Source organism: Mycobacterium sp. ITM-2016-00316, from assembly GCF_002968335.2.
Classification (GTDB): domain Bacteria; phylum Actinomycetota; class Actinomycetes; order Mycobacteriales; family Mycobacteriaceae; genus Mycobacterium.
This window is the reverse complement of sequence record NZ_CP134398.1, coordinates 660,212-678,509: the sequence shown is the minus strand read 5'-3', so window position 1 is coordinate 678,509 and position 18,298 is coordinate 660,212. Positions and strand designations below refer to the sequence as shown.

The following is an 18,298-nucleotide window of genomic DNA, read 5'->3' as shown; positions in this document are numbered from 1 at the left end:
GTATCGTCTGGATCCACCCATCGTCGGCGCCGTCGACCCGGTGGACATCGCGGTCGCGGCAGCGGCGAACTGCCTCGGCACCGAGGGCCTCATCGTTGTTCTGGACTCGATGCTGAACAAGCAGATGATCGAGATGGCGGATGCGCGAGCGATTGTGGCGGCGTCCCGCTATGCGCACCTGAACCTCGCCGAGCGGTGCGACGCCAAGAGCGAGTCCGGTACCGAGACGATCATCCGGTTACGACTGCACGCCCTGGGAATTCACTTGCGGTCCCAGGTGGACATTCGGGGAGTCGGGCGGGTCGATTTCCTCGTGGGCGATCGGCTCATCATCGAAGCTGACAGCCGCGAGCACCACCTCCCCAGGTACCAATCCGACCGAACGAGGGACAGAGTGGCTACCGGCTTGGGGTTCTTGGTGATTCGACTGACCTATGAGGATGTTGTCTACCGCTGGGACGTGGTCTGCGCCGACATTCTGTCCGTCATCCGCCGGCGCGCACATCGCGGGCCAATCACAATGTCACCCTGACAGCTACGCCATGGATATATATGCACGACGACGCTGTCAGGGTGACATTGCGTAGACACTGAACACGAAAAAGCCCGGCCCCGCGAACGGGACCGGGCTCTTCCGACAAACAGGACTTAGAAGTCCATACCGCCCATGCCACCGGTCGGGTCGCCCGCGGGTGCGGACGCCTTCTCCGGCTTGTCGGCGACGACGGCCTCGGTGGTGAGGAACAGCGCCGCGATGGACGCCGCGTTCTGCAGCGCCGAGCGGGTGACCTTGACCGGGTCGGCAACGCCAGCGGCCAGCAGGTCCTCGTACACGTTGGTCGCGGCGTTCAGACCGTGACCGTCGGGCAGGTTCGACACCTTCTCGGCGACGACACCGGGCTCCAGACCACCGTTGAAGGCGATCTGCTTGAGCGGAGCCGACAGCGCGACGCGCACGATGTTGGCACCGGTGGCCTCGTCACCCTCGAGCTTCAGCTCGTCGAGCGCCGGAGCCGACTGCAGCAGAGCCACGCCACCACCGGCGACGATGCCCTCTTCGACGGCAGCCTTCGCGTTGCGGACGGCGTCCTCGATGCGGTGCTTGCGCTCCTTGAGCTCCACCTCGGTGGCAGCTCCGGCCTTGATGACTGCAACGCCGCCGGCCAGCTTGGCCAGGCGCTCCTGCAGCTTCTCGCGGTCGTAGTCGGAGTCGCTGTTCTCGATCTCGGCGCGGATCTGGGCCACCCGACCGGCGATGGCATCGGAGTCGCCCGCGCCCTCGACGATGGTGGTCTCATCCTTGGTGATGACGACCTTGCGGGCGGTGCCCAGCAGGGCGATGTCCGCGGTCTCCAGGGACAGGCCGACCTCTTCGCTGACAACCTGGCCACCGGTCAGGATCGCGATGTCCTGCAGCATGGCCTTGCGGCGGTCACCGAAGCCCGGTGCCTTGACGGCGACGGACTTGAAGGTGCCACGGATCTTGTTGACCACCAGGGTCGACAGGGCTTCGCCCTCGACGTCCTCGGCGATGATCAGCAACGGCTTGCCGGACTGGATGACCTTCTCCAGCAGGGGCAGCAGGTCCTTGACGGTCGAGACCTTGGAGCTGACCAGCAGGATGTAGGGATCCTCCAGGACGGCTTCCTGGCGCTCGGCGTCGGTCACGAAGTAACCCGAGATGTAGCCCTTGTCGAAGCGCATGCCCTCGGTGAGCTCGAGCTGCAGGCCGAAGGTGTTGGACTCCTCGACGGTGATGACACCCTCGTTGCCGACCTTGTCCAGCGCCTCGGCGATCAGGTCACCGATGGACTGGTCACCGGCGGAGATGCCGGCGGTGGCAGCGATCTGCTCCTTGGTCTCGACCTCTTTGGCGGTCGAGAGCAGGCGCTCGGTGACGGCCGCGACGGCCTTCTCGATGCCGCGCTTCAGGCCGAGCGGGTTGGCGCCGGCCGCGACGTTGCGCAGGCCTTCGCGAACCAGTGCCTGGGCGAGCACGGTGGCGGTGGTGGTGCCGTCGCCTGCGACGTCATCGGTCTTCTTGGCGACCTCTTTGACCAGCTCGGCGCCGATCTTCTCGTACGGGTCCTCCAGCTCGATCTCCTTGGCGATGGACACACCATCGTTGGTGATCGTGGGGGCGCCCCACTTCTTCTCCAGGACGACGTTGCGGCCCTTGGGGCCCAACGTCACCTTTACGGCGTCAGCGAGGGCATTGAGGCCCCGCTCGAGGCCACGGCGGGCCTCTTCGTCATACGCAATTGTCTTGGCCATTGCGAAGTGTTCCTCCGGATTGGGGATGGCACGTCTTATTGGTCGGGTTCAGTGCCCGCGACGGACGGCGTGGGTGTGCTCCCTGCCTCACCGGCCCGACCTAGCACTCACTAGTCGCGAGTGCCAACGTCATTTTTAGCACTCGCCCATGGCGAGTGCAAGGTTGGTCAGCGCCTGTTCACTTGGCGCGAAGCCCGTCGAACACCACGGCCAACCCCGTTTCGGCGACCGCGGAGTTGTAGGCCTGCATCGCTTGCAGACCCACGACGAGCCCTTTGACCGCCGGCACCGAGACATCGGCACGCACGGTTCCGGCGGCCTGGCCGGCGGCCAGCAGGTCTGCGACCATGCCGAGAAACTCGGCTTCGGCTTCGGGTACGGCACGGTTGATGTCGACGCCGGCACCGGCGAATGCCTCGACCAGCCCGCGGTCGGTGGCGCCCCACTCGAGCACCATGGCCCTCATCAAGGTGAAGATCCCACCGGCCGGATCCGCATCGAGCAGGGCGCGTCCCTCGTCGACGATGTTTCGCATCCGGTCCTCGATCACCGCGCGGAACAGATCTTCCTTGGCCGGAAAGTGCCGGTAGACGGTGCCCGCGCCGACTCCGGCACGCCGGGCGATCTCGTCGATCGGCACGCCGAGGCCGTCGGTGGCGAAGGTGTCATAGGCCACCTCGAGCACCCGTGCGCGGTTCCGTGCCGCATCGGCGCGCATCTTCTTCGACCTCCCGGGAACTAAACAAAGCGGGGCGCACGTTCCGTATATACGGAACGACTCCTCCACTTCTGACAGGATATCTCTCATGACCGCATGGACCACCGCCGACATTCCGGACCAGACCGGCCGCACGGCCGTCATCACCGGCGCCAACACCGGGCTGGGCTTCGAGACCGCCAAGGCACTGGCCGCCAAGGGCGCCCACGTCGTCATCGCGGTGCGCAATACCGACAAAGGCGTCGAGGCCGCCGACCGCATCTCCGGCGCGGTCTCGGTACAGCAACTCGACCTCACCTCTCTGGAGTCCATCCGCGCCGCCGCCGACCAGCTGAAGAACGACCACGCCAAGATCGACCTGTTGATCAACAACGCCGGCGTCATGACCACGCCGAAGGGCACCACCAAGGACGGCTTCGAGCTGCAGTTCGGCACCAACCACCTCGGTCACTTCGCGCTGACCGGTTTGTTGCTCGACGCCATCCTCGATGTCGAAGGCGCGCGCATCGTCACGGTCAGCAGCAACGGCCACAAGATGGGTGGCGCCATCCACTTCGACGATCTGCAGTGGGAACGCTCGTACAGCCGGATGGGCGCCTACACCCAGTCCAAGCTGGCCAACCTGCTGTTCACCTACGAGCTCCAGCGCCGGCTCGCACCGCGGGGCAAGACCATCGCCCTGGCCGCACACCCGGGTACCTCCACCACCGAGCTGGCCCGCAACGTCCCCAAGCCGGTGGAACGTGCCTTCCAGCTCGTCGCGCCACTGATCGCGCAGAGCCCGGCGGGCGGGGCGCTCCCGTCGCTGCGGGCGGCCACCGACCCCGGCGCCCTAGGCGGCCAGTACTACGGCCCCGACAGCATCGCCCAACAGAAGGGCAACCCGGTCGTGGTCGCGTCCAGCGCGCAGTCCTACGATCTGGACCTGCAGCGCCGGCTGTGGGCGGTCTCCGAGGAGCTCACCGGCGTCAATTTCGCCGTCTGACCGCCCGGATGAGCGACACGTCTCCTGCGGATATGCGAACACGGAACCCCTTGCCCTAGACTGCCCTTCGACCAGATAGGAGTCCGGGTGCGGGCATTCGAAGCGCCCAGCACCCAGGCATTGCGGGGCTGGCAACGCCGGGCGTTGGTGAAGTATCTCGCCGCCAGGCCGAAGGACTTCCTGGCTGTCGCGACGCCAGGTGCCGGCAAGACCACCTTTGCGCTGCGCATCGCCGCGGAGTTGCTGGGTGACGGCACGGTGACGCAGGTCGTGGTGGTGGTGCCCACCGAGCATCTCAAGACCCAGTGGGCGCAGGCGGCCGCCCGGTTCGGGATGGCGCTGGACCCCAAGTTCAGCAACTCGGCGGCGCAGACCTCCAGTGACTATCACGGCATCGTCGTCACCTACGCCCAGGTGGCCAGCCACCCGACCCGGCACCGGGTGCGCACCGAGAACTACAAGACGCTGGTCATCTTCGACGAGATCCACCACGGCGGCGACGCCAAGACGTGGGGCGACGCCATCCGGGAGGCCTACGACGATGCGACGCGGCGCCTCGCGCTGACCGGGACTCCGTTCCGCTCCGATGACAGCCCCATCCCGTTCGTCACCTATGAGACCGACGGCGCGGGTTTCCAGCGCTCCAAGGCCGATCACGTCTACGGCTACGCCGACGCACTGGCCGACAGCGTGGTGCGCCCCGTCGTGTTCATGGCCTACTCCGGTGAGGCGCGCTGGCGCGACAGTGCCGGCGAGGAACACGCCGCACGGCTCGGTGAACCGCTGAATGCCGAACAGACCGCACGGGCCTGGCGCACGGCGCTCAACCCCGAAGGCCAGTGGATGCCCGCGGTCATCGCCGCCGCCCACAAACGGCTGATGCAGAAGCGCGAGCATGTGCCCGACGCGGGCGGCATGATCATCGCCACCGACCAGACCACCGCGCGCGCCTACGCGAAGCTGCTGACCACCATCACCGGCACCACCCCGACCGTGGTGCTCTCCGACGATCCGACGGCGTCGAGGCGCATCTCGGAGTTCTCCGAGTCGTCGGAACCCTGGATGGTCGCGGTGCGCATGGTGTCCGAGGGTGTGGACGTGCCCCGGCTGGCGGTCGGTGTCTATGCCACCAGTGCGTCGACCCCGCTGTTCTTCGCCCAGGCCATCGGGCGCTTCGTGCGCAGCAGGCAGCCCGGCGAGACCGCCAGTATCTTCCTGCCCTCGGTACCCAACCTGCTGCAGCTGGCCAGCGAGCTGGAAGCCCAACGCAACCACGTGCTCGGCAAGCCGCACCGCGAATCCGACGGGCTCGACGACGAGCTGATCGAGGACGCCAACAAGACCAAGGACGAGAACACAGACCAGGACCGGGGTTACGAATCTCTGGGCGCGGACGCCGAACTCGACCAGGTCATCTTCGACGGATCATCGTTCGGCACCGCGGCCGCGGCCGGCAGTGACGAGGAGGCCGACTATCTCGGTATCCCCGGGCTGCTCGACGCCGGTCAGATGCGCGATCTGCTGAGCCGCCGCCAGGACGAGCAGTTGCAGAAGCGGACCGCCGCGGCCGGCGCGGCCGGGCTACCGGCACCGCGGACCACGCACGGCCAGCTCCAGGAGCTCCGGCGCGAGCTGAACACCCTGGTATCGATAGCGCATCACCGCACCGGCAAGACGCACGGGCAGATCCACAACGAGCTGCGCCAGATCTGCGGTGGCCCACCGTTGGCGGCGGCCAGCGGCGAGCAGATCAAGGCCCGTATCGATGCGGTGCGCAGCCTGAGCGCCTCGCAGCGTTAAAGCCCCAACAACTCCGGCAGGTCAGCCACCGACTCGATGACATGACTGGGTTGCATGGCGAATTCGTCTGCGGCCCAACGGTCCAACGTGTCCTGCCGGAACTTTCCGGTGCGCACCAGCACACCCGTCATGCCGACCACCTGCCCGGCCAGCACATCGTTGTTCAGGTCGTCACCGACCATGTACATCTCGTCGGCATCCACCCCGAGCCGTCCGGCGGCGGACAGGAACCCCTCGGGTGCGGGCTTACCGACGGCGGTCGCCTTGCGCCCCGAGCACTCCTCCATGCCGTGCAGGTACATCCCGGTATCGATGCGCAGCCCGTCGGTGGTGGTCCACGACATGCTGCGGTGCATGGCGACCACCGGCACGCCTTGGGCCATCCAGTCGTACACCCACGACAGGGTGAGGTGACTGTATTCGGGGCCAGCGCCGCCGAGGAGCACCACGTCAGGCGTGTCCGGCGCGCGCGGCCCGCTGCACTCGCTGGAGTAGACGATGTCGATGCCCGGCATGTCTTCGGCGATCTGCCCGCTGTTGACCAGGAAACATCGCGCCCCCGGATACCGGTCACGGACGTAGTCGGCGGTCAGGGCGGCGGCGGTGATCACCTCGTCGGGGCTCACCGACATCCCCGCCTTGGTCAGCAGATCGGCGATCTGGGTGCGGGTGCGGGTGGTGGTGTTCGTCAGATAGGACCGGGCAATCTGGTTGTCCGCCAGCACCTGCAACGTCCGGGCAGCACCGTCGATCGGCTGCCACGAGGTCACCAGCACCCCGTCGATATCGAAAAGCACTCCACCGATTGCCATGCAGCGAGACTAGGCGTACCACTGGCTGTCTGCGACCCACGGGGAGGCCGTCGCCGCCACCGTCCACGCCAACTCGGCGGGCACATCGATCAGTACATAGCGCTTGGTGCCCGCGGCGGTGGCCGCCACCAGGGTCGCCACCCCGGCGCGACGCTGAAACCAGGTCTGGCGCACGGTCCACCCGATGATGCCCGCCGTCTGCACACAATCGCGCCGGCGTTCGACGCTGCCGGCGCGGGTCACCAGCCACCGTCCGTCGACCCGGTGCCCCAGCGCACGCACCCGATCGAGAGCCAGCAGCACACAGCACACGACCAGCACGACCCAGAAACCCCACATCCAACCCGGAAGCGGCGCAAGCACCAGCACCGCGGCCAGCACCACCGGGAACACCATGGCCCGCACCCACCGCCGCCGCGCCGCGACCGGCCCGTGGGACACCAGCGCTGCGTCCACGACACCGGGTTCCCCCACCAGTTCGGTCAGTACCCGTCGCGCGGTACCGGCCGGGCAGGCCGGCAACAGCAGCGAGGATTCCCCCGCGCCCGCCACCCCGGTCATCACGGCATCCAGGCGGGCCCCACCCAGGGCGCGCACCAGCAGTGGCTCGCGCAGGGTGCCGCCACGCAACCGGCGCAGGTCATAGGTGTGCTCCCGGATCTTCAGCAGGCCGTGCACCAGGTTGAGCGTGTCGGCACGGCGGGTGAGGACCAGATTCCCGTAGGTGAGCAGTGACCGCCCGACCGCCAGCACCACCCCGGCCGACACCGCTGCGAGGATCAGCCAGGCACCGCCGAACATCAGCACCCACTGTTGCAGCACATCACCGAAGCCGGCCTGATAGGCCACGCCCAGGGCGGCACCGATCATCAGCAGACCCGACCAGCTCAACGCGCTGTAGCGCAACCAGGACGGTTCCCAGGACGCCAACGGCTCGGCCTCGGGGGCATCGGCCCGGTGCTCACCCAGCAAGAGCGCACGCAACCCGACGACCTGATCGGAACGCACGGCGTCGAGCTCGAAGGCGTTGTCGCCCTTGGCCTCCTGCCCGGTACTGACCCGCAGCACGGTCAGCCCGAGCAACCGGTGCAACAGCCGCGCCTCGGTCTGCACCGAACGGATCCGGTTGCGCGGCACCGACAGTTCGTTGCGCTGCAGCAGGCCGGTGCGCAGTGCGACATCCCGGTCGTCGATGCGGTAGCTGGTGGTGAACCACCTGGCCAGGCCCAGCACCACGATCAGGCCCAGGCCGACCAGCGACCACACCGGATTCTGGGTGGCCGAACCCAACACGACCGCGCCGATCAGCAATGGCAACTGGTTGAGCACCTCGTGAACCGGGTGAACCAGCAACATACGGGGTGAAAGACGCTGCCATTCACGCATATTGGGCGGCAAGGCAGCACCACTCATGTCGCATCGTGGCCGCCGAGAGCGGCGATGTCGGTCAGCTGGGCGACCACCTGATCGGCGACCGCCACGTCGAGGGCCACGATGCGCACCGCACCCGCCGAGGACGCCGTCGTCACCGTCACGTTGGCCAGACCGAACAACCGGTCCAGCGGCCCGCGGTAGGTGTCGACGGTCTGCACCCGCGATATCGGGGCTATACGGCGTTCCTGCACCAACCATCCGGTGCGGGTGAACACCGCCTGCGGGCTGATCTCCCATCGGTGCACCCGGTACCGCCAGATCGGCGCGACCACCACCGACACCAGCGCACCCACCACGGCGGCGCCCGCCGCGCCCGCATGCAGCCACGGCATCCGCCGTCCAGCACGAACCATACGACCTGGCCGAACGCAATGGCCAGCCACGGAATCGCCGCCCCCAGCGCCCACGCCAACGGTGCGCTGCGACTGGGTGGATAGGCGGGTTCGGCCATCAGCACAGGTGCACCCATCACTCAGCATGGCGGTCCGGGACCGTATGTTCTAGGCATGAGCCAGAAATGGACCGAAGCACATGTCCCTGACCAGTCCGGACGGGTCGCGATCGTCACGGGCTCCAATACCGGCCTCGGCTACGAAACGGCCCGGGTGCTCGCCGAACGCGGCGCCCACGTCGTCATCGCGGTGCGCGACACCGCCAAGGGCGACCAGGCGGCGGCCACGATCCGCGCGGCCGTGCCCGATGCCGATCTCAAGGTGGTGGCCCTCGACCTGGGCTCGCTGCAGTCGGTCCGCACCGCGGCCGCCCAGCTCACGACCGACTACCCGCGTATCGATCTGTTGATCAACAACGCCGGCGTCATGTACCCGCCCAAGCAGACCACCGCCGACGGTTTCGAACTGCAGTTCGGCACCAACCATCTCGGACACTTCGCTCTGACCGGCCTGCTGCTGGAAAGCATTCTGCCCGTGGAGAATTCGCGCGTGGTCACGGTCGCCAGCATCGCCCACCGCAATCAGGCCAAGATCGACTTCGACGATCTGCAGTGGGAACGCAAGAAGTACAACCGGGTCGCCGCCTACGGGCAGGCCAAGCTGGCCAACCTGATGTTCAGCTACGACCTGAACCGCCGCCTCGCCGGCAAGAACACCCTGTCGGTGGCCGCCCACCCAGGTGTCTCCAACACCGAATTGATGCGGCACACCCCCGGCAACACTCTGCCCGGGTTCGACACCCTGGCCGGTCTGGTCACCAACTCGCCGTTGGTCGGCGCGCTGGCCACCCTGCGCGCCGCCACCGCCAAGGATGTCCGCGGCGGGCAGTACTACGGGCCGGCCTTCCCGGTCGCCGCCATGGGGTTGGTCGGCCATCCGCAGCTGGTGACCTCCAGCGCGCAGTCCCACGACACCGCCATCCAGCAGCGGCTGTGGACGGTGTCCGAGGAACTGACCGGCGTGACGTTCCCGCTCTGATGCGTTCGGTCGAGGAACACCAGCAGGTCGTCGCCGGCCTGGTGCGGGCCCGTCCGGCCGTGACGATGGCACCTGGCGACGCCCTCGGGCTGGTGCTGGCCACCGATGTCGTCGCCGAACTGTCGCTGCCCGGTTTCGACAATTCGGCGATGGACGGGTTCGCGGTGCAGGCCACCGATATCGCCGCGGCCAGTGCCGAGAACCCGGTCACGCTGCCGGTCACCGATGACATCCCGGCCGGGCGCACCGATACCCAGCCCCTGAAACCCGGAACCGCACAACGCATCATGACCGGGGCGCCGCTGCCCCCGGGGGCCACCACCGTGGTCCCCGTCGAGTCGACGGATGCAGACTTCTCCGCCAGTGCCGCGCAGGTGCAGATCCGCGCCGCCACCAAGGACGGCCAGCACATCCGGCGGGCCGGCGAGGACGTCGCCGCCGGGACCACGGTGCTGCGGGCCGGTCAGCGGCTCACCCCGGCCGCACTGGGTCTGGTCGCCGCGCTGGGCCTGGCCGAAGTGAGCGTGTTGCCGCGGCCCCGGGTGCTGGTGATGTCGACGGGAACGGAGCTGGTCGCGCCGGGCACACCGCTGCTGCCCGGCCAGATCTACGAGTCCAATGCGGTGATGCTGGCCGCTGCCGTGCGTGATGTGGGCGCCGAGGTGATCGCCTCGACGATGGTCGGTGACGACGTCGAGACCTTCCGGGCCGCGCTGGAGGCCCACGCCGGTCAAGCCGACCTGATCATCACCACCGGCGGGGTGAGCGCGGGAGCCTACGAGGTGGTCAAGGACGCGCTGGGTGGCCAGGTCGAGTTCGTGAAGGTGGCGATGCAGCCGGGGATGCCGCAGGGCTGCGGGCGAGTGGCCGGCGTCCCGATCGTCACCCTGCCCGGCAACCCGGTCAGCGCCCTGGTGTCCTTCGAGGTGTTCCTGCGACCGCCGCTGCGCGCCGCGATGGGCCTGCCCGCCGATCGCCCCCGCATCACCGCCACGCTCGCCGAGGACCTGACCTCCCCGGCCGGCAAACGGCAGTTCCGCCGCGGTGTACTCGGCTTCGAGAAGGGGCAGGCCGTCGTCACCAGCTACGGTCCGCCCGCCTCACATCACCTGCGCTGGTTGGCATCGTCGAACTGCCTGCTGGACATCCCCCGCGGTGTCGACAAGGTGGCCGCCGGGTCACAGGTCGATGTGTGGGACCTGTCGACTTCCTGACCCCACGTAGAATCGGGAGCCAATATGGCCAGACCTGCGCGTTCACCCGATGACGACCGCTCAGAAGCGCAACGCTTCATCGAACTCGTCCGCTCCACCGTCCCCCCCGTCCACCCGGCCGGCCTGCCGTTCATCGCCGGTGGGCTGGGTCTGGCGGCCGCCGGCCGCAACCGCCGCTGGCTGCGCAACGCCGGTCTCGGCGCCGCGAGCTTCAGCGCACTGTTCTTCCGGCATCCGCCCCGGGTGCCACCGAGCAGGCCCGGGGTCGTGGTGGCACCCGCCGACGGACTCGTCACCCTGCTGGACACCGCCGTCCCGCCGGCCGAACTCGGTCTCGGCGCCACCCCGATGAAGCGGATCAGCATCTTCCTGTCCGTGTTCGACGCGCATGTGCAACGCGCGCCGGTGGCCGGTGAGGTCATCGCGGTGCAGCACCGCCCGGGCAAGTTCCTGTCCGCGGACAAGGACACCGCCAGCGCGGACAACGAGCGCAACAGCATGTGGCTGCGCACCCCCGAGGGTGTCGACATCGTCGCCGTACAGATCGCCGGGCTCGTCGCGCGGCGCATCGTGTGCAGCGCGCACACCGGCGACAAGCTCGCCCTCGGCGAGACCTACGGTCTGATCCGGTTCGGCTCCCGGCTGGACACCTATTTCCCGGCCGATGCCCGCGTGCTCGTGGAGGGCGGTCAGCGTGCCATCGGTGGGGAAACCGTGCTAGCCGAGCTGCCCTGATGCAGCGGACCAAGCCTCGTCCGGCGGCGATGCGCATTCTGCCCAGCGCCACCACGGTGCTGGCGATCTGCGCGGGGCTGACCTCCATCAAGTTCGCGCTCGACAGCCGGCCGGACATCGCGCTCGCCCTGATCGGTGCCGCCGCGATCCTGGACGGTATCGACGGCGGTATCGCGCGGGCGCTGGATGCCCAGTCGCGGATGGGCGCCGAGATCGACTCGCTCGCCGACGCGGTGAACTTCGGGGTGGCCCCCGCGCTGGTGGTCTACGTGACCCTGCTGCCGATGTCCCCGGTGGGCTGGATCTTCGCACTCCTGTACTGCGTGTGCATCGTGCTGCGGCTGGCGCGCTTCAATGCGCTGCTCGATGACGACACCAAACCCGCCTACACCCGGCAGTACTTCACCGGAATGCCTGCGCCGTGCGGTGCCGTCGGCGTCATCGGCCCGCTCGCCGCGATGCTGCAGTTCGGGCCGGGTTGGTGGACCGCACCGTGGTTCGTCTGCCTGTGGTTCGCCGCGAACGCCGCCCTGTTGGTCAGCCGGGTCCCCACGCTGGCGCTGAAATCGGTCTCGATGCCGCCCAACGCGGCGCCGTTCCTGCTGATCGCCATCGCCGCCGCGGCCGCTGCGCTGTTGCTGTTCCCCTACGTCCTGGTGCTGCTCATCATCGTCGGCTACGTCTGCATCATCCCGTTCACCGTGCGCAGCGAACGGTGGGCGAAGGCCCGGCCCGAGACGTGGAACGACAAACCCGGCCAACGCCGCCAGGCCCGCCGCGCGATCCGCCGCGCGCAGCCGCACCGCCGCTCGGTGTCACGTCTGGGCCTGCGCAAGCCGCAGGGCCGCAAATGAGCCAGACCGAGCACACCGCAGAGACACCGCTGAACCACCTGCGGCTGACGGCCCGGCTCAACACCTCCGCGATGGACAGCCGCCGCGGCGTGGTGCGCCTGCATCCGGAGGCCATCGCCGCACTCGGTCTCCGCGAATGGGATGCGGTGTCGCTGTTGGGAGCGCGCACCACCGCCGCAGTCGTCGGGATTGCGCCTGCGGGTACCCCGGCCGGGGTGGCACTGCTCGACGACGTCACGCTGTCCAATGCCGGCCTGCGGGAGAACACCGCCGTGGTGGTGGCCCCGGTCACCGTCAACGGCGCCCGCTCGGTCACCCTGACCGGTTCCCGGCTGGCCACCCAGTCGGTATCGCCGTCGACCCTGCGCATGGCGCTGCTCGGCAAGGTGCTGTCCGTCGGTGACACCGTCTCGTTGCTGCCCCGCGATCTCGGTCCGGGCACCTCGACATCGGCGGCGACCACCGCCCTGACCACGTCGGTGGGTATCACCTGGACCTCGGAGCTGCTGACGGTGACCGACGTCGACCCGGCCGGAACCGTGAGCGTGCAACCCAATTCGAATGTCCGCTGGGGTGACGGCACCACGGCCGTGACTCCGGCCGCCCCCAGCCAGGCGCCGGCCGCACCGGCGATCCCGCTCGACGATCTCAAGGGCGCCCACGTACAGGCCGGCAAATTGGCGGAGTGGCTCAAGCTGGCACTCGACGAGCCGCAACTGCTGGAAAGCCTGGGCGCCACAGCGCATCTCGGCATCCTGGTCAGCGGTCCCGCCGGTGTCGGCAAGTCCACCCTGGTGCGGGCCGTCTGCGCCGAACGCCGTCTGATCGAGTTGGACGGCCCCGAGGTCGGATCGTTGCGCGCCGAGGACCGGCTGTCCAGTGTGGCATCCGCGGTCGCCTCGGTCCGCGACGGCGGCGTGCTGCTCATCACCGATATCGACGCGCTGCTGCCGTCGACCGCCGAACCGGTGGCCACCTTGATCCTCGCCGAACTGCGTAATGCGGTATCCACCAAGGGCGCCGCGTTCATCGCCACCTCGGCGCTGCCGGACAACGTCGACGCCCGGTTGCGGGCACCGGACCTGTGTGACCGCGAACTCGGACTGAGCCTGCCCGACGGGGCCACCCGTAAGGCCCTGCTGGAGGTGCTACTGCGCGGGGTACCCGCACACGACCTCAATCTCGACGAGATCGGAGAACGCACACCGGGTTTCGTGGTCGCCGATCTGGCCGCTCTGGTCCGGGAGGCCGCCCTGCGGGCGGCAGCACGCGCCAGCGCCGACGGGCAGCCGCCGGCGCTGACCCAGGAGGATTTCGGCGGGGCGCTGTCGGTCATCCGCCCGCTGTCCCGATCGGCCACCGAGGAGGTGGCCGTCGGTTCGGTCACCCTCGAGGATGTCGGCGATATGGTGCAGACCAAGCAGGCACTGACCGAAGCGGTGCTGTGGCCGCTGCAGCACCCGGACACCTTCGCCCGCCTCGGCGTGCAACCCCCGCGCGGTGTGCTGCTGTACGGACCCCCGGGTTGCGGTAAGACGTTCGTGGTGCGCGCGCTGGCGAGTTCGGGGCGCCTGTCCGTACACGCCGTCAAGGGCGCCGAACTGATGGACAAGTGGGTCGGTTCCTCGGAGAAAGCGGTGCGCGAATTGTTCCGCCGCGCACGCGATTCGGCGCCGTCGCTGGTGTTCCTCGACGAGATCGACGCACTCGCACCGCGTCGCGGGCAGAGTCACGATTCCGGGGTGACCGATCGGGTGGTGGCCGCGCTGCTGACCGAACTGGACGGCATCGACCCACTGCGCGATGTGGTGGTGCTGGGCGCCACCAACCGCCCCGACCTGATAGATCCGGCCCTGCTGCGACCGGGCCGGCTGGAGAAGCTGGTGTTCGTCGAACCTCCGGATGCGCAGGCGCGCAAGGACATTCTGCGTACCTCGGGTAAGTCCATCCCACTCGCCGGGGATGTCGATCTCGATGCGCTCGCCGAGGATCTGGACGGTTACAGCGCCGCGGATTGCGTGGCGCTGCTGCGCGAGGCCGCGCTCACGGCGATGCGGCGCTCCATCGACGCCGCCGATGTCACCGCTGAGGACGTCGCCAAGGCCCGCGAGAATGTGCGCCCGTCACTGGACCCCGCACAGGTCGAGTCGCTACGCGCCTTCGCTGAGGGTCGCTAACCGCTCGATCGAAGCGGCCAGGTTGTCCGCGGTGGTCGCCCTGGCCCGCTCCAGGCGCTTCTCCTCGGTCAGGTTCGTCCAGTCATAGGTGTGGGTCACCCTTGAGCGGACGCTCCCGCCCGCCGGACCGAGAGGCTCGATCTCCCAGCGCCACAGGTGCCCGGGCGGCTCCTTGCCCTCCTCGGACGGCAACCACGCGATGCGGCGCCCTTCCTCGAATTCGACGATGTGGTTCTGCCGCACGGTGCCGGAGTTGACCAACATCGCGAACACATCGCCCACCGCGTGCACGCGCTGCCCGACGGCGGCCTCGGTGAGGTTGCCATTGCCGTCCCAGCGCGGCTGCTGAGCAGGGTCGGCGATCAGTTCGAAGATGACGTCGGGGGCCGCGGCGATCTCGCGACTGGCGCTCACAATCCTGCTCACCCCAGCAGGCTACCCATCTTGACGATGACTAGATAACCGGGGATAGTTGAACTAGCCACTGACAAGATCTGGGGAGGCCGCCATGTCCGATATCCGCGCCGGGGACCGCGAGCGAGAACGGACCGCCACCGATCTGGGACAGGCCCTGGCCCAGGGCTACCTCCCCATGGCGGAGTACGAGGACCGGCTGGGCCGGGCGTTCGCCGCGCACAGCGCCGGCGAACTGGACGCCCTGGTCGCCGATCTCCCGGTGGGTCGGCTGCGCCACAACGACCCCCGCCGGCGCGCCGCACAGATCGCGGCCGCCCGGCTCAGCGTGCGCATCCACGTCGCCGCCTACCTCGCCGGCGCGCTGCTCATGCTCGGCATCTGGCTGGCCGTCGGTCTCGGTGGCGGCGGCTGGTACTTCTGGCCGGTGTGGCCGATCCTGGGCTGGGGCATCGGCGTCATTTCGCACGCCATTCCGATCATGGCTCACGTCAGGTCGTAAAACGGCCCAGGTAGAATGGCATTGGCCCACGTGGCTGACACCCCGACCCCAATCCGATCGGAGTGCCGTGCTCGCCGTTCTCCTCGCCCATGCGGTCGCCACCGCGATGGCACCCCTTCTGGTCGCCAGATGGGGCCGTTTGGCGTTCTATCCGTTGGCCCTGGTTCCGCTCGGATCGCTGATATGGGTCGGGATGAACTGGCCCAGCGACAGCCACACCCCGACCGTTCACATCCCGTGGGTGCCGGAACTGTCCATGGACATCACGCTGCGCTTCGATTCGCTGGCCGCGATCATGAGCGTGCTGGTGCTGGCCATCGGCGCACTCGTGCTGTTCTATTGCGCCGAGTACTTCCACCACCACGAGGGCCGCATCGAGAAGCGGCTGCCCAGCTTCGCCGCCGAGCTCGTCGCCTTCTCCGGCGCGATGTTCGGTCTGGTCGTCAGCGACAACATGCTGTTGCTCTACGTCTTCTGGGAAACCACCACGGTGCTGTCGTTCCTGCTGGTGGGCCACTACGCCGAACGCGCCACCAGCCGCCGCGCCGCCACCCAGGCGCTGCTGGTGACGACCTTCGGCGGGTTGGCGATGCTGGTCGGCATCATCATCCTCGGCAACCTCTCGGGCACCTATCTGCTCTCCGAGCTGATCGCCGCGCCACCGACCGGGACGGCCGCCACCATCGGCATCGCTCTCATCCTGGTCGGCGCGCTGTCCAAGTCGGCCATCGTGCCGCTGCACTTCTGGCTGCCCGGCGCGATGGCCGCGCCCACCCCGGTCAGCGCCTACCTGCACGCCGCCGCCATGGTGAAGGCCGGCGTCTACCTGGTCGCCCGCATGACACCCGGGTTCGCCGACACCCCGCTGTGGAGACCGATGGTGGTGGGGCTGGGCCTGCTCACCATGCTGATGGCGGGCTGGCGTGCGGTCCGCGAATACGACCTCAAACTCATCCTGGCGTTCGGCACGGTCAGCCAGCTCGGTCTGATCACCATCATGGTCGGCGCCGGCGGACCCGACATGATGCTGGCCGGCCTCGCCATGCTCTGCGCGCACGCCATGTTCAAGGCCGCACTGTTCATGGTGGTCGGGGTGATCGACCACGCCACCGGCACCCGCGACATCCGCAAACTCGCCGGTCTCGGCCGACGGCACCGCCCACTGCTGATCATCGCCCTCGGCGCCACGGCGAGCATGGCCGCGTTGCCACCGTTCTTTGGATTCGTCGCCAAAGAGGCCGATCTGGAGACCGTGCTGCACAGCCCTGCACTGGCGGCCGCCGCTCCGTTCGTGTTGGCCGGCATCGTCATCGGCTCGGTCTTCACCACCATCTACAGCCTGCGTTTCCTGTGGGGAGCCTTTGCCGACAAGGGCCAGACCGCACCCAGTGTCCGCGTCACCGAGATGCACCGCCCATCGGTGAACTTCCTGCTGCCGCCGGCCATCCTGGCGGCTGCGGGTCTGGTGTTCGGCCTCTGGCCGGCCGGGGTGGATGCGGTGCTCGACGACTATGCCGCGACGATCCCCGGGCCGTCGGACTATTACCTCGCGCTGTGGCACGGGTTCGGCATTCCGCTGCTGCTGTCGGTGCTCATCCTCGGGGCGGGCACGTTGGTGTTCTTCGGCCGTAACCGCTTGCCCCGACGCAAGACCCGCTACACCCCGCTGGGCAACGCCGACCGGATCTACGACGAGGTGATGCGCGGCCTTGACCTGCTGGCGGTGCGGTTGACGGCGCAGACCCAGCGGGGTTCGCTGCCCGCCACCCAATCGGTGATCCTGTGCACGCTGGTGCTGCTGCCGGTCGCCGCGCTCGTGCTGGGGGCCCGCAACCGGCCGGAACTGGCCCTGTGGGATTCACCGCTGCAGGTGGTCGTCGGTCTGGTGATCCTGGCCGCCGCCGTGGGCGCCACGGTGATGCGCAACCGGCTGGCCGCCGTCCTGCTGGTCGGCGTCACCGGCTACGGCTGCGGCGCCATCTTCGCCTTCCACGGTGCCCCCGATCTGGCGCTGACCCAGTTCCTGGTCGAGACCCTGCTGCTGGTGATTTTCGTGCTGGTGCTGCGGACGCTGCCCGCCGAGGCCGACCGTTCGAACGTCAACCGCAGCCGACTCCCCCGAGCCGTGCTGTCGCTGGCGGTCGGCGCCGCCGTCACCACCCTGGCGGTCTTCGCGATGGCCGCCCGCAACACCCGCCCGATCGCCGAGTTGCTGCCCGAGGCCGCCTACTACCGCGGGCACGGCGCCAACACCGTCAACGTCCTGTTGGTCGATATCCGCGCCTGGGACACCATGGGCGAGATCTCGGTACTGGTGGTCGCCGCGACGGGTGTGGCCTCGATGGTGTTCCGCAACAGGCGTTTCGGCTCGGCTCCCCGAGTGCCCGAGGCCAAACGGAGTGCAATCGGCCAGCCCGACATCGGCCTCGCGGGCGCCTACAGCCCGGCGGCCGGCGATGTCACCTGGCTGCGCGGCAGTGAACTGCGCGACCCGCGGCACCGCTCGCTGGTGCTCGAGGTGGCCACCCGCATCATCTTCCCGCTCATCATGGTGCTCTCGGCGTACCTGTTCTTCACCGGCCACAACACGCCCGGTGGTGGTTTCGCCGGCGGGCTGACCGCCGGGCTCGCACTGGTGCTGAGGTACCTCGCCGGTGGCCGCTACGAACTCGGCGAGACGCTCCCGCTGGACGCCGGAAAGGTGCTGGGCGCCGGTCTGGCGCTCGCCGCAGGAACCGCGGTGACCTCGCTGCTGCTCGGCGCTCCGGTACTGTCCTCGGCGGTACTTCACATCGACATACCGGTGCTCGGCCCGATCAAGCTCGTCACCGCACTGTTCTTCGACCTCGGCGTGTACCTCATCGTGGTCGGTCTGGTTCTCGACATCCTGCGCAGCCTGGGTGCCCGCGTCGATGTGGAGATGGCGCGATGAGCGACGCTTGCGGAGCG

General features: G+C 68.6%; 15 protein-coding genes and 1 pseudogene. 10 read left to right on the top strand and 6 right to left on the bottom strand.

What is annotated here, in order from left to right:
- Positions 1-40: 40 nt before the first annotated feature.
- Positions 41-532 (top strand): endonuclease domain-containing protein, encoded by a 492-nt coding sequence (locus tag C6A86_RS03190; protein ID WP_233212968.1) that lies wholly within the window; start codon positions 41-43, stop codon positions 530-532.
- Between the two features lie 116 nt (positions 533-648).
- Here the strand turns inward: C6A86_RS03190 and groL are convergent, their stop codons facing one another.
- Together groL and C6A86_RS03180 are read right to left on the bottom strand one after the other, a co-directional pair.
- Complete coding sequence (gene groL, locus C6A86_RS03185) at positions 649-2,274, bottom strand: chaperonin GroEL (protein WP_105362973.1); 1,626 nt, start codon at positions 2,272-2,274, stop codon at positions 649-651.
- Positions 2,275-2,452: 178 nt separating this feature from the next.
- Positions 2,453-2,992 carry a TetR/AcrR family transcriptional regulator gene (locus C6A86_RS03180; protein ID WP_105362974.1) on the bottom strand — a complete coding sequence of 180 codons (540 nt, stop codon included), beginning with the start codon at positions 2,990-2,992 and terminating at the stop codon, positions 2,453-2,455.
- An 88-nt stretch (positions 2,993-3,080) separates the two neighbouring features.
- Between C6A86_RS03180 and C6A86_RS03175 the strand changes: the two genes are divergently transcribed.
- Together C6A86_RS03175 and C6A86_RS03170 are read left to right on the top strand one after the other, a co-directional pair.
- Positions 3,081-3,977 (top strand): SDR family NAD(P)-dependent oxidoreductase, encoded by an 897-nt coding sequence (locus C6A86_RS03175; protein WP_311101025.1) that lies wholly within the window; start codon positions 3,081-3,083, stop codon positions 3,975-3,977.
- An 87-nt stretch (positions 3,978-4,064) separates the two neighbouring features.
- Complete coding sequence (locus C6A86_RS03170; protein ID WP_105364934.1) at positions 4,065-5,777, top strand: DEAD/DEAH box helicase; 1,713 nt, start codon at positions 4,065-4,067, stop codon at positions 5,775-5,777.
- Here C6A86_RS03170 and C6A86_RS03165 read toward each other — a convergent pair.
- From C6A86_RS03165 to C6A86_RS03155, 3 genes and pseudogenes are all read right to left on the bottom strand, one after another.
- Positions 5,774-6,589, bottom strand: a complete 816-nt coding sequence (locus C6A86_RS03165) for an HAD-IIA family hydrolase (RefSeq protein WP_105364935.1) — start codon at positions 6,587-6,589, stop codon at positions 5,774-5,776. The two genes, C6A86_RS03170 and C6A86_RS03165, sit on opposite strands and share 4 nt — an antisense overlap.
- Before the next feature lie 9 nt (positions 6,590-6,598).
- Positions 6,599-8,002, bottom strand: a complete 1,404-nt coding sequence (locus C6A86_RS03160; RefSeq protein WP_105364936.1) for a PH domain-containing protein — start codon at positions 8,000-8,002, stop codon at positions 6,599-6,601.
- A pseudogene (locus tag C6A86_RS03155) lies at positions 7,999-8,492 on the bottom strand (PH domain-containing protein). Before C6A86_RS03155 ends, C6A86_RS03160 begins: the two are co-directional and overlap by 4 nt.
- Positions 8,493-8,529: 37 nt before the next feature.
- Here C6A86_RS03155 and C6A86_RS03150 point away from each other — a divergent pair.
- From C6A86_RS03150 to C6A86_RS03130, 5 genes are read left to right on the top strand one after another with little or no spacing between them, the layout of a single operon-like run.
- A complete protein-coding gene (locus tag C6A86_RS03150; protein WP_105364937.1) occupies positions 8,530-9,453 on the top strand; it encodes an SDR family NAD(P)-dependent oxidoreductase in 924 nt (307 codons plus the stop codon).
- A complete protein-coding gene (gene glp, locus C6A86_RS03145; RefSeq protein WP_105364938.1) occupies positions 9,453-10,667 on the top strand; it encodes a gephyrin-like molybdotransferase Glp in 1,215 nt (404 codons plus the stop codon). The genes C6A86_RS03150 and glp overlap by 1 nt, the downstream gene beginning before the upstream one ends.
- Before the next feature lie 24 nt (positions 10,668-10,691).
- Complete coding sequence (locus C6A86_RS03140; protein ID WP_105364939.1) at positions 10,692-11,402, top strand: phosphatidylserine decarboxylase; 711 nt, start codon at positions 10,692-10,694, stop codon at positions 11,400-11,402.
- Positions 11,402-12,256 (top strand): phosphatidylcholine/phosphatidylserine synthase, encoded by an 855-nt coding sequence (locus C6A86_RS03135; RefSeq protein ID WP_105364940.1) that lies wholly within the window; start codon positions 11,402-11,404, stop codon positions 12,254-12,256. The genes C6A86_RS03140 and C6A86_RS03135 overlap by 1 nt, the downstream gene beginning before the upstream one ends.
- Positions 12,253-14,433 (top strand): AAA family ATPase, encoded by a 2,181-nt coding sequence (locus tag C6A86_RS03130; RefSeq protein ID WP_105364941.1) that lies wholly within the window; start codon positions 12,253-12,255, stop codon positions 14,431-14,433. Before C6A86_RS03135 ends, C6A86_RS03130 begins: the two co-directional genes overlap by 4 nt.
- Here the strand turns inward: C6A86_RS03130 and C6A86_RS03125 are convergent.
- Entirely contained in the window at positions 14,407-14,859 is a 453-nt protein-coding gene (locus C6A86_RS03125; RefSeq protein WP_105364942.1) for an SRPBCC family protein, read from the bottom strand. The genes C6A86_RS03130 and C6A86_RS03125 overlap by 27 nt on opposite strands.
- Positions 14,860-14,941: 82 nt before the next feature.
- Here C6A86_RS03125 and C6A86_RS03120 point away from each other — a divergent pair, with 82 nt between their 5' ends.
- Both C6A86_RS03120 and C6A86_RS03115 read left to right on the top strand, forming a co-directional pair.
- Positions 14,942-15,349, top strand: coding sequence for a DUF1707 domain-containing protein (locus C6A86_RS03120; protein WP_105364943.1), 408 nt, complete (start codon positions 14,942-14,944; stop codon positions 15,347-15,349).
- Positions 15,350-15,416: 67 nt separating this feature from the next.
- Positions 15,417-18,281, top strand: coding sequence for a Na+/H+ antiporter subunit A (locus C6A86_RS03115; RefSeq protein WP_105364944.1), 2,865 nt, complete (start codon positions 15,417-15,419; stop codon positions 18,279-18,281).
- Positions 18,282-18,298 lie beyond the last annotated feature (17 nt).